9 protein-coding genes are annotated in these 15117 nt (G+C 45.8%); 6 read left to right on the top strand and 3 right to left on the bottom strand.

All coding sequences use genetic code 11. From position 1 onward, the window contains the following. Nucleotides 1–91: 91 nt before the first annotated feature. Entirely contained in the window at nucleotides 92–1420 is a 1329-nt protein-coding gene (locus ACFPFU_RS03820) for a DUF5723 family protein (RefSeq protein WP_377061683.1), read from the bottom strand. A gap of 86 nt (nucleotides 1421–1506) precedes the next feature. Between ACFPFU_RS03820 and ACFPFU_RS03815 the strand changes: the two genes are divergently transcribed. Both ACFPFU_RS03815 and ACFPFU_RS03810 read left to right on the top strand, forming a co-directional pair. Beyond that, nucleotides 1507–2379 (top strand): arylamine N-acetyltransferase family protein, encoded by an 873-nt coding sequence (locus ACFPFU_RS03815; RefSeq protein WP_377061681.1) that lies wholly within the window; start codon nucleotides 1507–1509, stop codon nucleotides 2377–2379. A 63-nt stretch (nucleotides 2380–2442) separates the two neighbouring features. Continuing rightward, nucleotides 2443–3588 (top strand): BamA/TamA family outer membrane protein, encoded by a 1146-nt coding sequence (locus tag ACFPFU_RS03810; RefSeq protein WP_377061679.1) that lies wholly within the window; start codon nucleotides 2443–2445, stop codon nucleotides 3586–3588. A gap of 6 nt (nucleotides 3589–3594) precedes the next feature. Here the strand turns inward: ACFPFU_RS03810 and ACFPFU_RS03805 are convergent, their stop codons facing one another. Continuing rightward, nucleotides 3595–3837 carry a hypothetical protein gene (locus tag ACFPFU_RS03805; RefSeq protein ID WP_377061677.1) on the bottom strand — a complete coding sequence of 81 codons (243 nt, stop codon included), beginning with the start codon at nucleotides 3835–3837 and terminating at the stop codon, nucleotides 3595–3597. 895 nt (nucleotides 3838–4732) lie between these two features. On the opposite strand from ACFPFU_RS03805, the gene ACFPFU_RS03800 reads away from it, so the two are divergent. Beyond that, a complete protein-coding gene (locus ACFPFU_RS03800) occupies nucleotides 4733–6058 on the top strand; it encodes a Gfo/Idh/MocA family protein (RefSeq protein ID WP_377061675.1) in 1326 nt (441 codons plus the stop codon). 139 nt (nucleotides 6059–6197) lie between these two features. Here the strand turns inward: ACFPFU_RS03800 and ACFPFU_RS03795 are convergent, their stop codons facing one another. After that, nucleotides 6198–8318: a hypothetical protein gene (locus ACFPFU_RS03795; protein ID WP_377061673.1), complete on the bottom strand. Its 2121-nt coding sequence runs from the start codon at nucleotides 8316–8318 to the stop codon at nucleotides 6198–6200. Between the two features lie 646 nt (nucleotides 8319–8964). On the opposite strand from ACFPFU_RS03795, the gene ACFPFU_RS03790 reads away from it, so the two are divergent. The 3 genes from ACFPFU_RS03790 to ACFPFU_RS03780 all read left to right on the top strand — a co-directional run bounded on the left by ACFPFU_RS03790 (nucleotide 8965) and on the right by ACFPFU_RS03780 (nucleotide 15111). Beyond that, a complete protein-coding gene (locus tag ACFPFU_RS03790) occupies nucleotides 8965–10005 on the top strand; it encodes a FecR family protein (RefSeq protein WP_377061671.1) in 1041 nt (346 codons plus the stop codon). An 87-nt stretch (nucleotides 10006–10092) separates the two neighbouring features. After that, nucleotides 10093–13422: a SusC/RagA family TonB-linked outer membrane protein gene (locus tag ACFPFU_RS03785; RefSeq protein WP_377061669.1), complete on the top strand. Its 3330-nt coding sequence runs from the start codon at nucleotides 10093–10095 to the stop codon at nucleotides 13420–13422. A gap of 12 nt (nucleotides 13423–13434) precedes the next feature. After that, nucleotides 13435–15111 carry a RagB/SusD family nutrient uptake outer membrane protein gene (locus tag ACFPFU_RS03780; RefSeq protein WP_377061667.1) on the top strand — a complete coding sequence of 559 codons (1677 nt, stop codon included), beginning with the start codon at nucleotides 13435–13437 and terminating at the stop codon, nucleotides 15109–15111. Nucleotides 15112–15117 lie beyond the last annotated feature (6 nt).

The following is a 15117-nucleotide window of genomic DNA, read 5'->3' as shown; positions in this document are numbered from 1 at the left end:
TGGTTTCAAAAGGTCTAAATTAGGTATTGTTTGTTGACTTCCAATTACTTAAACGGAATTCTCCAGCATTTATCGGGAAATAGATATCTACTTAGAATCCCCAGCTAAGTCCCATGTGAAAATCCACTTGCTTGGTATCCGCTGCCAGACCGGTAACCAGTGATTGGCTGCCAACAAAAAAACCACCAAATTGAACCCCAAGACCTCCGTTAAATCCTGCTATCTGATGCTGTATCCATGGGGAATAAATTTCCAGCTTGCCAACAATCAGCCGGGGGGTAATCACCAGCAAATCAGGTGCGGTCAGGCGGTCGTTGGCGTTTTCATCGCCTAGCCGTTTTTGTCCGTAAACCGATACCTGGAATTGCCGGGCCACATTCCATTCCGCATAGGCCGATAAACTCAACGGATGGGTAATTCTTCCACCACTAGTTTGGCGCCTCAGGGTAAAATATCCGCTTTCCAATAGCTGCTGTTCGATTTCTTCCAGGTTACCTTCCAGCATATCAACCCGGAATCGTTCCCCCTCTGGGATATTCATAACATAAGTATGGTTGAGCTGACCGGATCCCAATCCCATGCCCCCAATGTTTCTAAGGGCAAGGCCGGTGTTCAAAACGTTTTCCGATCCGTTTCTGAACTGGTAATTCAATCCCAAATCCAGGCCAACGCCCCGGGGACCTGCCATATGGAAACGGCTGAAGTTAAAAGTGAAATCATCATCCAATATATTGTTTTCATAGGTCAGGTTAAGCTCTCCCGATGCATCGGTAAGACTGATTTCCGTCATATCCTGTATCAGCGTGGCCCGGGTATCCGAAAGGCCAAGGTTCATGTAAGAGCCTGGAAACAGCAATTTTAAGGTGGCACCTGCTGACAGGGAATGTGCCGCTGTTTCCCATATATTCCTTCCGGCCATCAATCCTATTTCTGCCCAACTGAAAGTATTGACCCTTTGGTTATAAGGAATATCCAGCCGGACTTCATTATAAATTTGACTGAACCCGTCATTGGCGATGGCATCTCCCAGAACCGGGTTAAGGTTGACCACATCTGCTTTTACAAAAGCTTGTGAGGTGAGTCCGATGGACCATTCGTCCAGTTTCATACCGAATGAGGGCCCCATTATGTTCATCTCACTTCGGAGATTCACCGGTTGGTCGACCCTTTCAAAGGCGGTTTCAAAAAAATCCTCCCCGGAGGTAAAATCCTGAAAGGAAAAGACATCGTTGCTGAGGCTTGCATTGACAGAAAAGAAATTGACCTCTATCCGTTTGGTCAAATTGTTGATCTCGGCAGGATTCATCCGGGCGTTGATCATTCCTTTTCTGTTACTGTTCTGAACTCCCAGATAGGCTTGCTGTGCTGATGAAATCAAGGGAATCAATAGGATGCTGCTAAAAATCAAAAATTTCTTCATCTTACTTGCTGTTTTGACACAAAAATAAACAATTTAGAATATATTGAAAGTCAAGACCTAAATGTATTGTTCATTGCGCAGAAAACATGAAGCCTTCCATTCCTATAAAAAAGCCTTTACTTCATTTGTTTCAAGGAGATTTCGATCCCCAAATACTCACCGCCTATTTTGAAAAAATCGGCTTTGTGGATAAGCCCGGGGTGACTTTAAAATGTCTGAAGTTATTGCATGCGCTGCACCCCCAAGCCATTCCTTTCGAAAATCTGAGCCCGCTTTTGGGGCTGCCGGTGTCGTTGGAAGGAAAAGCCTTATGGCTTAAATTTGTCAAGGAAGGGAGAGGGGGATACTGTTTTGAGCATAACCTGATGTTTGGTAATGTACTGAAATCGCTGGGTTTTGAGGCAAGAGGATTATCTGCCAGGGTGTTCTGGGAAGTCGGCGAGGACGAGGTGAAGCCGAGAGACCATATGTTGTTGTTGGTCGAAGCAGCCGGGAAACGGTATATTGCGGATGTCGGTTTTGGGGGAATTTCCCTCACCGCACCGCTTGAACTGAATTATATAGGGATTCAGAAAACTTCTCATGAATCTTATCGTGTCACCTTGGAAGGAGATTTTTATTATCTGGAAATACTCATCAAACAAAAGTGGAGGTTGATGTACCGGTTCACCTTGGAAGAGCAATTGTTGCCCGACTATGATGTAGTAAGCTGGTATTTATGTACTCATGAAAAATCCATATTTACCAGAGACTTAATGGTTGCAAGGTGTACTTCCTGGGGGAGGTATTCTTTGTTCAATAACAGATTGTCCACCTATCACCTGGACGGCACGTCGGATAAGAAATTTTTAAGCAGCGTAGCACAGCTGAAGGAAGTGCTGGAAGTTGTGTTTTTGATAGATTTACCCCGGCATAAAGAATTGGATCGAAAATTGGGAACATTGCTGAAGGAAAAATAAGCGGTTTTCCCTACTTATTTTTCACCGCTTTGATACTAATTTTACGAAAATGATCTGATTTTTATGAAGGGTAAAGTTTATGGTCTGTTTTTGGTAGGTATGTTTTTATGCTGTTCACTTGTGCACGAGGTAAGAGCACAGGGTTTTGTCAAAAGATACATCAGCGGCATACTGAATGATACGAGTGATATTTCAAGACCCCAGTTTTTGATGTACCCCACATTAGCCTATGCGCCGGAGACAAGTTGGGAGATCGGTTTTAGTACATTATATGTTTATTATGCAGAAAGGGACACGACCAACAGGTTGAGCGAAATAAACGGCTTTACCTTTTTTACGCTTGAAAACCAATATGGTCTGTGGTTTGACCATGCAGCCTACTCTCCCGGCAATGAATGGTTTTTCCTTGGAAGGCTCCGGATTCAAAGTTTTCCCTTATTGTATCATGGCATTGGGAAAGACACTCCTCAGGAATATATAGCAAGAGTGGATGCCAATCAGTTTTGGATCAAGGAGCGGGTGCTGCGACAAATCAAAAATAACCTCTTTTTTGGCCTGGAAATGGACTTGCAGCGATTAAGCCAGGTGTCATTTGTGCCTTCCCGGGAAAACCAGCCCATAGAGTTGCCATTGGGATATGAGGGATCAACCAATCTGGGTTTTGGATTGGGCCTCGTGTATGATAACCGGCATAATGTTTTAAATGTGAGAAAGGGCTTGTTTTCGGAGCTGGCGGTTTTCAGGTACAACCCTTTTTGGCAAAGCAATTATCACTTTACTTCGGTGATTACCGACAGCAGGATCTTTACGCCTCTAGGAAACAATACTGTTTTTGCAGCGCAGATTTTGGGACATTTTAACAGGGGCCAGGTACCTTTTAATCAATTGTCTCTTATGGGAGGAGAAAGCCTGATGCGGGGCTACTATACAGGCAGATACCGGGACAAAAACCAATTATCGGCGCAGGCGGAAATCCGGTTTTTACCCTTTCAACTGGGGTTTACGGACCGGATAGGAGGAGCAATATTTGCAGGAACCGGACAGGTTTTTCCGGATCTCAAAGGATTTTCACTCAACAAATTTGTCTGGTCTGCAGGCGGAGGATTGAGGTTCCTGCTGTTTCCTAAAAAAGACATTTACACCAGATTGGACCTGGCTTTTACCCAAGAGGGGACGGGAATTTATTTTTTTATTGGGGAAGCTTTTTAAACTCCCTCAGTACAATGACCCGGACTCAACTCTGCCAAAACGGTCTTTGCTTTTCAGTCCTGTGGTTTTTTTTTTTAGATCCTCCGGCCATTCACCCTTCTTCCAACCCTCAGGCTTTCTAAACCGGCGATCTTCCTTATAATGGTCAAATGTCTCAGGATCATCCTCTGCTTTTTTCAGCGCCCTATAAATATACACCAATCCAGCTCCAACTCCTAAAACCAATATGATCAGCAAATTAATATTCATCTCTACCCAACTTTAATGTAATTCTGAATCAACTGAATTACCCCACATTATACCTTTAAAACGGCTTCCGGAGATAATCTGTTCACCGTTTAATCCATATTTTCTATGTACGGCAATTGTTGCGGGGTTTTTCAGATATCCACGTTTCCAAATGATTATTCATTTATCCAAATTAAAGGAAATTTTATTACAATAATAAATAAATACATGATGTTTTTTTTAATTATTTTTTACTTATATAAAATAGTGTTTTGAAATATAATTTTTGTATTTTATTTAAATGGATGTCCAATAAGCCAGTATTTAAAACATAATGCTTAGATGAGCCAGCGGTTTTCACTTAATGAACAGCCTTCTTATTCAGTAGAAAAGCCAAACGATTAGGATCTGTGTGAAATGAGGAAACTTACTTTAAGTGCTTTAGAACGCGTAGAAACAGTTAATGAAATTTTGATAAGACCCCGGCAGGAATGAAAACATTGCATGGTTTCCTTTTATATAATTTTTTTGACAGAAACAGCCATCTCTGATTTCAAATTCAGTAAAATTATGTTAATTAACGGGTCGGTTGACCTTGGATGGCTTCAGAAGCAGGGTAAAAATCGGTTTTCTTTTGACAGAGATAGCTTATAAACCCACATCAAATGATGAATAAATGTTCCGTTCACTTGAAACCCCGTGCGGGGGAAAGCCTGATAGCGTTTTCAAAAACGGAGGGACCTGTTTACAGCTATAACGGATAGTTTTGAAATAAAAATGAAAATACCTTAAAAAAATAGCCCGGAAAACATGTTTATCGTATTTAAGGGGCATGCTAAAACCGGTATATAGATGGATTTCCGATAAATACCATGTATTTTGGAAAGCTCAATGAATAATAAACCAAATAATCATTATGGATAAAAACAAAAAAGCCCAGTTGTCCCGCAGAAAATTTATGGGAACCGGATTATTGGGTGCTGCAGGGGTAAGCGTGTTGCCTTCCCTGAGTTATGCGGCAGACAGTTCCGTATCTCCGCCATTGGAAACCCTTAGATTGGGTTTTATTGGTTTGGGGAGGCAAAACAATGGCTTGATGAACAGTTTTATAACACTTCCGGGAGTTGAAATTGTGGCAGGTTGTGACGTGTATGGGGTCAAGAGGGAGCGTTTTAAGAACAAGGCTTTGGACCACTATGCCAAGGAAGGGAAAAAAGTCAAAGTGGACGTGTATGAAAATTATCATGACCTTCTGGCGCGGAATGACATCGATGCCGTCGTCATTGCTTCCCCGGATCATTGGCACGCCCTTATGGCCATAGACTCCTGCAGGGCCAACAAGGATATCTACTTGGAGAAACCTTTGACTTTTACGATCAAAGAAGGGCAGGAATTGATCAGGGCGGTAAGGGAAAACAACATTGTGCTGGCAACCGGAAGTATGCAACGCTCTTATGCGAACTTTCAGCATGCCGTAAAAATGGTCCAGAAGGGAAGGATTGGTAAGGTGAGTAAAGTGTACGCATGTGTGGGTGGTCCCCCAAAACCATTTGACCTTCCCAAAGAGGAAATCCCTTCGGATTTGAACTGGGATTTATGGCTGGGGCCCTTAAACGCCGACATCCCTTTCAACCATGAACTGAACCCGCCCATTTCTTTGGATCCACCGGAAAACGAAAAGATGTGGGGAGCCTGGAGATGGTATAAGGAGACAGGTGGAGGGCTTACCACCGACTGGGGAGCTCATATGTTTGACATTGCCCAATGGGCAATAGGCATGGACAGGAACGGTCCAGTGGAAATCATTCCGGCAGGCTATCAAGACACCGAATACCTCACCTTCAAGTATGCGAATGGGGTGACAGTGACCGAACAGCCCTATGATGAAAATGAATCACGGGGGTGTAAGTTTTTTGGCACGGATGGTTGGATAGAGGTTTCCAGAGGAAGCTATAATGCCTCTGATCCGTCATTGTATCCTGTCCTGGAAGATGAGAAAAACCTGGCGGGAGGTGGAGGAAGGGCCCATCACGTGGACTTCATTGAGTCGGTACAAAGACGAAAGGACCCTATAGCTCCTGTCGAGATCGGACACAGCACCTGTGTTACCTGTACCTTAGGCAACATTGCGTACGAACTTGGCAGGCCATTAAAATGGGATCCTTCCAAGGAAAACTTTGTGAATGACAAGGGGGCCGAAAAACACCTTCACAGGCCCTATAGGGCCGGATACAGGCTGTAACCGAAAAACAATAAGAGGAGGTGACTTCAGTTACCTCCCTTTTTTTATGACAGCATGCAGGTCTGATTGTAGCCCCTTTTTTGATCCACACCAAATAACGACCGGCTTCTCCATCTGGATCAACCCGTGACGTCACACCTTAGTAGAGACACAGGACCATTTCAAAATCATTCAGTTCGGGAACCCGGCATTCGACCCATCCGTCCACTTGTTTGAAATCGATGCTTTTGCCTGAGCGCAGTAACCTGATCTCCTTCACGGATTTTTGTGGCTTGAAACGTATATGGGTGTTATAAATAGGGACAGGTCCGCCCAACGTGGCGCCTATTTGACCGGAATGGTTGATCATGCCTATCCACTCAAAAGCACCGTTTCTGTTGGCCAAATGGGTCATTTCTATCATCGGAGAAGCATCTGTCTGCAAGGTTTTTTCTAACTCCAGCAGGTTTTGAAGGGTGTTCACAAATAAAGCTTTGTGGCTGTAGTTTCCTTTAAAATAATATTGTGAACCGATTTTCCACGGAATAAAAGCGGTCTTCCCCTGTCCGGAGACCTGGCTGAAGAGACCATGGGTAGCTGTTACCTCTGCTTCTGTGAAGTAGGATTTTTCAGGGGGGCCAAACATGGTTTCAGGTATTAACCGCATAAACCCCCTTCCGTTTTCAGCGGTTTCACATTTTAGGAAATCCGAATACATCATCATGATGGAAAAATCCTTGAATTCCTCTTCGCCCAAAAAGGATTTGTCGTCGGCAGTCACTCTGAGATAGGTTGATTTTGTTTGTGGAAAAACTTCATAGGCAGGCTTGACCCCCAGAGACTGAAGCCTTATACGGTCTAGGGGAGTCCCGAATCCATCCTGGGTAGAAGTGAATCCGGTAGCCAATATTTTTCCTCCTCGTTCCACATAATTGTCAATATAGGCGATAAGTTCGTCATCCATATTTCTTACATCTGCCAGAATCACAACCTCATAATCATCCAGTTCTCTCGGCATCCTGTCGTTGCCAATGACGGCGGGTTCAATGATATCATACATGATATGTTCTTCGGTAAGCAACTTGATGATTCCCCTGTATTCATCCCCGGCACCGCGAACAAGGGCTACCTTGTTGACGGGCTGCAGGTTAGTAAAAAGATTTTCATTTTCCCGGTGAAAGCCGTAAAGTTCATTCAGGGTAGGAATAAAAATCCGGTCCTCGTAATTTACCAAAGTCCCGATGACCACAAAGCCCAGGGGCGCTCCATGGAGCATGTTTTCCAGCATCCAGACCTTGGCGAGATGGGGAGAGGTACCCACATGCCGGAATCCGATGGCCTGAAAATAGATCAGCAGGTTCATGGGGGACCGGTTATTGTAGGAACCCAAAACCCGTTTCACATTATCAGTAGCATGGTAGTTCCACTCGTAGGCAGAAGATAAGGAAGAGCCCGATTCATGGGATATCATATCCACTCCCACATCCGTATAGGTTTTGATCATTAAACCGGGGTCCAGGTTTCTGATATGGTGGCTGATTTTCGTGAAAAGCGCTTCCGAGGTTTCTTTTTTGAAGGCATTGTACTCCTGGTGCAAGGGGTCACCGGGGTTTGCGGACCGGGGGAGTTCCTCGCCGGTTATTTCTTTGAACCTCCTTTTGCAATTGTCACACTGACAGATTCCATGTTCCTCTCCTCCGTAGTCCCGGGTCTGATACCCGATCATATTGAAGAAAATGCCATCCAGCGGATAACGGGTGATCGCTTCCGTCAGGATCTCCAGGCTGTAATCCTGCTGGTAGCCTCCGTTGACACAGGTATGGACCTGTCCATTAAAGTTCACTGTATTGCCGGCGGTGCCGACATAGAGCCATCCGGGTTTTTGGGCTGCCAGAGATTCATTGATTTTGCTGAAATCAAACCTGCCTATCACCTTAATGCCTTGGGCATGAAGTTTTTCTACCAGCTCACCGACAAGATCCCCTTCCATAAAGGTGTTGCGGTATTGAAAGGGAAGTTCCGTCGGGTAGTTGGCGACGATTCCCCCCACATTTAAAAGTACCACAGAGGCGGATGCGTCCACCATGGACTGTACATAAGCATCTGTATCCATGTCCGCGTCGATCTCCCGGAGGTTGGTCTGGACCAGGCGCACCGGGGCCCTGTTCCACCAGGTGCCGTCATATTTACCCGGATCGATAGTGGAAGTTAAAGGAGATTGGGAGTAGCTGTGTCCCATTATTCCCAGGATTCCGATTATAAAAAAGAAAATGCTTTTCATCTTGCGTTTTGGGTTATTGTTAGCATCCACCTGAAATATCCTCACAAAATATCTTATTTTGGGTATACAGACAACCTTAATTGGAAGAACTACATTTTATTTGATTCGAATTGGCCGTTTTGATTTTTTGCTAAATGGTTTTTCCTTCGGATTCCCAGAGCTCCGTAGGAGCGGCCGACCTATTAACCATGGGTTTTAACCCATGGATTCGAAGACCCCAAAGGAGATAAAAGTCCCGTAGGGACGGCCGATATACGTTTGGTTCAAGATCGGCCGTCCCTATGGGACTCAGAGAGAAGGGTATGCCTTTAAGATCCGTAGGTTGAAACCTACGGTTATCAGATCGGCTGTTCCTATGGCACTTACCGGGAGTTCGGGTTCCCGTGGAGCCTCTTCTTATCGCCCGATTCAATATGACAAGGTAGCACTAGGCTTTGTATACTATAATTGGTCGCTGTAAAGTTTTCCCCCGCCTACCAATTCAGGACATCTCAAAAATACAGACCAATTTTCCTTTAGGAATAAACTGAAGCAAAGTATTGTAATTTTTTTATTTATGTAACTATTTGACTATTAAATAGTTATGGTATTTTGTGAAAAGTTTTTTTCATTTTTTTCATCATCCTTTAAGTATTTCCATGTCCTCATGTTTTATACCTCAAAGGGAAAAGTATTGGAAGATAAGAAACTCATTAGATTTTTAAACGGAACCTGTTCGCCGAAGGAAGAACAGGAGGTGTTGCGATGGCTTCGCAGACCTGGCGCCAGGTTTCGATTGGATATGTTGATGCAACAGTATTGGGAAGAACCTGATCCTCAGGTTAAGGACGATACAGACTACCGGGAACTCCTTGATTCCATCCATAAAAAAGTACTTAAACCTGGAAAAAGAAATGATGTCAAATGGCAGCAATTGGCCATCCAGGGGCTGCGTATGGCAGCCAGCATTTCTTTAATTGTTTTTTCTGTCTATTTTCTGATTGAAGGGGTGAATTACCGTGCGGATAGTCTGATGGCTCAAGCTGAATTTCCGGTCCGCACCACCACCAGGGTGACCGGTCCCGGGGAAAAGCTTACCTTGACCATGCCTGATAAAACCAAAATCATTGTCAATGCGATGTCGGAGATCAGTTTTACCAGTGTTTATGGAAAAGAGGAAAGGCTGATACAGCTCAAAGGAGAGGCTTTTTTTGATATAGCACCGGATTCTTTAAAGCCGTTCAGGGTTCAAACCGATGGCTTGACCACTACTGCTTTAGGCACGGCATTCAATGTATTTGCGAGGGATCATCAATACAGGATAGCCTTGACTCAGGGAAAGGTGAGGGTAGGCGCTACGGATAAAAACGTTGAGCTGCTGCCTGGTCAGATGGCGCTTTGGACACCTGACCAGGAGGATATGGATTTCTCTGTCCAGCATTTTAACAGGGAGAGGATTACCTCCTGGAAAGAAGGCCGGCTGATGTTTAACCGGAAACCACTGGGTTTGATCCTTGATGACCTGGCCGCCTGGTATAGCGTGGAAATGCACATCGCCGAGGAAGTGGACACAAACAGGAGGGTGATCGGAACCTTTGAGAACAAGAATCTAAAAGACATACTCACCGGTCTCAGCTTTTCCACAGGCTTTGACTTCAACATTAAAGGAAAAAATGTATACATCAAAAATCAATCGCCTATGACGTAAAACCAAAACAGGGTAAAGTCTCCATCGCCAAATGAAATCATTTACCCTGTCAATCTTAAAGTGTAACCTTTAAAATCTTCTAAAATTATGAAAAGAAAAATACTGTACCTAATAAAAATGGTATCTAAAAATCTATTGTATGGGCTTATCCTGCAGTGTTTGTTTTTGACAACGCTGATGGCCCATGACATCAGTGCCCAAATTAAGCCGATAGACCAGACCTATCTCCGGCTGCACAAAAGTGAGTGGCAGCTTCAGGAAATCTTCAAAAACCTGGAGGCAAGAACAGATTATAGGTTTGTCTACCCTGAGGACATCCTTGACGGTAAACCCACCCTTAACTTAAAAAACAAAAGACAATCAGTGAGCGACATACTCGTGGCCATTGGAAAAGCGGCTCAACTGAAGTTTAAGCAGGTGGACAACTCCATCTTTGTCGGCGAGATGGAGTCAAAAAAAGATGCCAAAATTGAAATAGAGATCGACCAGAGGGAAATCACCGGTCGGGTTACCGATGAAAACGGAGAAGGGATTCCCGGCGCCACGGTGCTGGTGGAGGGAACCAACATCGGTACCGCCACGGATATCGATGGCAACTATAACATAGAAGTCCCGGAGGGGGGTGTTTTGGTGTTTTCATTTATTGGGTATGAGTCGCAAAGAGTGGTAGTAGGAGACCAAACTGTGGTGGACGTGGTTTTGGGAGAGGACCTTTCTTCATTGGATGAAATAGTCGTGGTCGGCTATGGTACGCAGAAAAAAGTCAACCTGACGGGAGCGGTTAGCATGGTCAATTCTGAAGAAATCGTCAACCAGCCCGTGGGGCAAACCTCTATGGCTTTGCAGGGGATTGCCCCCGGGGTAACCATTACGCAGCGGTCAGGCCAGCCCGGCAGGGATGGAGGCGATATCAGAATCAGGGGAATTGGTACAATTGGAACTACCGGTCAAGGCCCCCTTATTATGGTGGATGGTGTTGAAACAAACCTGAATAATGTTGATCCCAACGAGATTGAAAGCATTTCCATTTTGAAGGATGCCGCTTCCGCTTCCATTTATGGAGCACGTGCTGCCAATGGAGTGGTTTTGGTCACCACCAAGCGAGGGGTAGAGGGAGTCAGGGTCAATTATAATATGTATGCAGGTTTTCAGACGCCGACCCGGCTGCCCAATATTGTAGGGGCATTGGACCACATGGAGATGACCAACGAGGCATTCACTAACATTGGAAACGATCCCCAATACTCCGATCAGTTTCTCCAGGAGTACCGGGCCAATATGCCCTCCGACCGGTATCCGGATACGGATTGGCAAAAACTGACCATGAGCAATTCGGCATTTATGCAAAGCCACAATATCAGCGTAAATGCAGGCAGCCAAAGGGCCAGGCTTTTTGGATCCATCAACTATTTGAACCAGGATGGTATCATTCCCAATACAGATTTCAACCGGTTCAATATCCGGATGAATTCCGATGTCGATGTGACCGACAGGTTGACTTTTTCCACGGATATCTTTCTAAGAAGAACCCTTGAAAACCAACCGGCTAACGGTACCGGATATGTCTTTCACTGGATGCGAAGGATACCTGCCAACGAAGTGGGTGTACTCTCCAATGGCCGCTATGGAGAAGGATGGAATGGAGATCATCCGCTCGCGAGGGCCAAAGACGGAGGACTGGAAACCACAGAAAGCCTCGATGCCATCTTGAACTGGAGGTTGAATTACAAATTTACCGACTGGCTGTCCGCGGAAGTCATGTATGCGCCCAAGTTCTGGAACCCCCATGTAAAAAGGTTTATGAATATCACCCAAACCTACGCGAGGGATGGCGAAACGCCTACGCATTTTGTGCCGCAGAGGAACTCCCTTACGGAACGATTTACCCGGCAATGGTATAACAATGTGAGAGCAATAGTTACCGTAGACAAAAACCTTGGCCAGGATCACCACTTGGGCATTACCGCGGGTTTTCAGCAGGAAGACCAGACAGACAATTGGATATCGGCTTATCGCGAGGTATTTCCCCTGCCCCAGTACCAGCAGATCAATGCGGGGAACCGGGCCAATGAGCAAACCGGCGGCGCGGCAACCCACTGGGCGTTGCGGTCATTTTTTGGAAGGGCCACCTATAATTTCAAAGAAAGGTACCTTTTTGAAGCTAACGTAAGGAGAGATGGTTCGTCCCGTTTTGCGGAGGGCAACAGACATGGGGTTTTTCCTTCGTTTTCTGCGGGGTGGAGGATTTCCGAGGAGCCCTTTATGGCCGGTACCTCCCATTTTCTGGACCAGTTGAAGTTACGGGCTTCCTGGGGGCAGTTGGGGAACCAAAATATAGGCCTTTATCCTTTCGCAGCTTTTATGGCCATAGGCGGAAGCGGCCAGGACTACGTGTTTAACAATGCCAATGCGCCAGGGGCCGCTTTGAATGCCATGGCCAACAACCTGATCCAGTGGGAGTCTTCCGAAACCACCGATATCGGATTGGAATTCAACCTGTTCGGTAAGCTGGATGTTTCCGTCGATTACTATAACAGGACGACCCGGGACATCTTGTTGGCGCTGAATATACCCCTGACCCTTGGGTTGAGTGCACCTTTCCAAAATGCGGGATCGGTAAAGAATGAGGGCGTTGAACTCATGGTCAATTACCGGAACAAAATCGGTGACTTGAATTATAGCGTGATGGTAAATTATTCCGATGTCAGGAATGAAGTACTGGACATGAGAGGAATTCAGCAAACCGGAAGACAAGTCAACCGGGAAGGATATCCAATCGGTTCCTTCTTTGGCTATGTTGCGGAAGGGCTTTTCCAATCCCAGGAAGAGGTGGATAACCACGCCACACAATTTGGCAATGTGGCTCCCGGGGACATCAAGTACAGGGATTTGAATGGGGACGGTATGATCAATGACCAGGACATGGCGGTAATAGGAAGCCCTATCCCAAGACATACTTTTGGCGCGAGGGTCAATCTGGATTACAAAGGTTGGGATTTTTCTGTTTTTCTTCAAGGTGTAGGCAAAGCGGATGGCTATATGTTCGGCCAGGGCATCATGCCCTTTTTTCTGGGCGGTACCGTGCATGAGCAGCACAAAGACCGCTGGACCCCGGACAACCCCAACGCTTCATTTCCACGGTTAGCCTGGAATCAGACGAACAATGAGCAAACATCCAGTTTTTGGATGCGAAACGCAGCCTACCTCAGGGGGCAGAACATACAGTTGGGATATTCCCTTCCCAGACCGCTATTAGAACAGGTTAAAATTCAAAAACTGAGGGTTTTTATAAGCGCAAGGAATTTCTTCACTGTTACCAATTTCTATGAAGGTTATGACCCCGAAGCTCCGGTAAGTGACGGAGGGTGGTATCCCCAAATGGCTACTTATACCATGGGTTTGAATGTTAACTTCTAAACACTGAGCACAATGAAAAGATTGATAAAATATATATTGGTTTTACCTGTTCTCGTGGCCACGTTTTCCTGCGAGGATTATTTGGAGCGGTTTCCGTTGGACTCTCCTTCCAGTGAAACATTCTTTGCGAATGAGACGGAGCTGGAAATGGCCGTTAGTGGTGTATACAACAGGTTGTGGTTTCATCCCGAGGGTATTTCATGGATCCTTTCCTTTGATTTTGCTTCTGATGATGGATGGGATAGAAACGGCAGCGCTTTGCAGGCGTTGGGAAGAGGAGAGCAAAATGCGGACAATGGTTATACAAATTCCTTCTGGTCCCACTTTTACAGGGCCATCAACAGGGTGAATTTTATCACGTCCAACGGCGCTCACCTGTTAGACGAAATGGATCCGGCCAAATTCAATAGATTGGTGGGAGAAGCCAGGTTTTTGAGGGCGTATTTTTATTCCTATTTGACGGAATTGTATGGTGATATTCCCCTGGTTACCTCTACGCTGACCCTGGGTGAATCCCAAACTCCAAGAACGCCGAAGTCGGAAGTAGTGGACTATATCATTTCGGAACTGGATGCCATCGAGAACCATATTCCCAGCAGCCCTTCTTCCAAGGACAGGATCTCCAAGGGTGCCGTCCTGGCGCTGAAGTCAAGGGTGGCCCTCTGGAATGAAAGATGGGAGGTAGCTGCCAACGCTGCCAAACAGCTGATGGACAGCGGGGATTACCAAATTGACGCTGATTACATGTCCATGTTTACTTTTGACGGAGATAACTCTCCAGAGGTCATTTTGAGAATCCAATACCTGAGAGGGGTCCAAACCCATAACTTGCCACGGAACTTTTGGTCAAGGCTGGCTCTTGGTCACTCCAACAAAAAGCCACCCCAGGATATGGTGGACACTTATGATTGCATCGACGGGCTGCCTATTGACCAATCGCCGTTATTTAACCCACAAAGTCCCTTTGAAAACCGGGATCCCCGCCTCGGCTATACGCTGGTTGTTCCCGGTTCCAGGTTGGTCAACTGGATATTCGAAACCCATAGGGACAGTACCATGACCTGGGATTTCAGCCAGGATCCGCCGGTTCGTGTCGAAAACATAGAAGCTGCCCATGCTTTTGCGTCTTTTACCGGATACCTGTATAGGAAGCATGTAGATGACACCGATTACCCCACGGATGTAGGGGCATCTGAGCAGAACCTGACCATTATGAGGTTGGGAGAGGTCCTGCTGAACTATGCCGAAGCCAAAATCGAACTCAATCAAATCGATGAAAGCGTTTATGATGCGATCAACGCCGTCCGTGGCCGCGAATCCGTTCAAATGCCTGTCATAGAAATGGGAAAGACCCAGGAAGAAATGAGAAACATCATCAGGAAAGAGCGAAGACATGAATTAGGCATGGAAGGATTCAGGTATTTTGATATTCGCAGATGGAGAATCGCCGAAGAGGTGATGCCCGGTCCGGTAAGGGGCAGGGTAAACCGCTATGGCGCCGGAGGATGGCTTTCCGAACCGCCCATTATCGATCCCATTGGCACCCCGTCCTATGATCACATAGACAATGCCAGTGAGATGGTGGTGGTGGAGAACAGGGCCTTTAACCCCAATAGGGACTACCTTTGGCCTATACCCAGGATTGAGCTGGAGACCAATACAGCACTCACACAAAATCCCGGATATTAAGGGCAG

Origin of the sequence: Negadavirga shengliensis (assembly GCF_042652345.1) — a bacterium.
Lineage (GTDB): Bacteria > Bacteroidota > Bacteroidia > Cytophagales > Cyclobacteriaceae > Negadavirga > Negadavirga shengliensis.
Note: the sequence above shows the minus strand (reverse complement) of the source record. Positions and strands in the feature narration are given on the sequence as shown.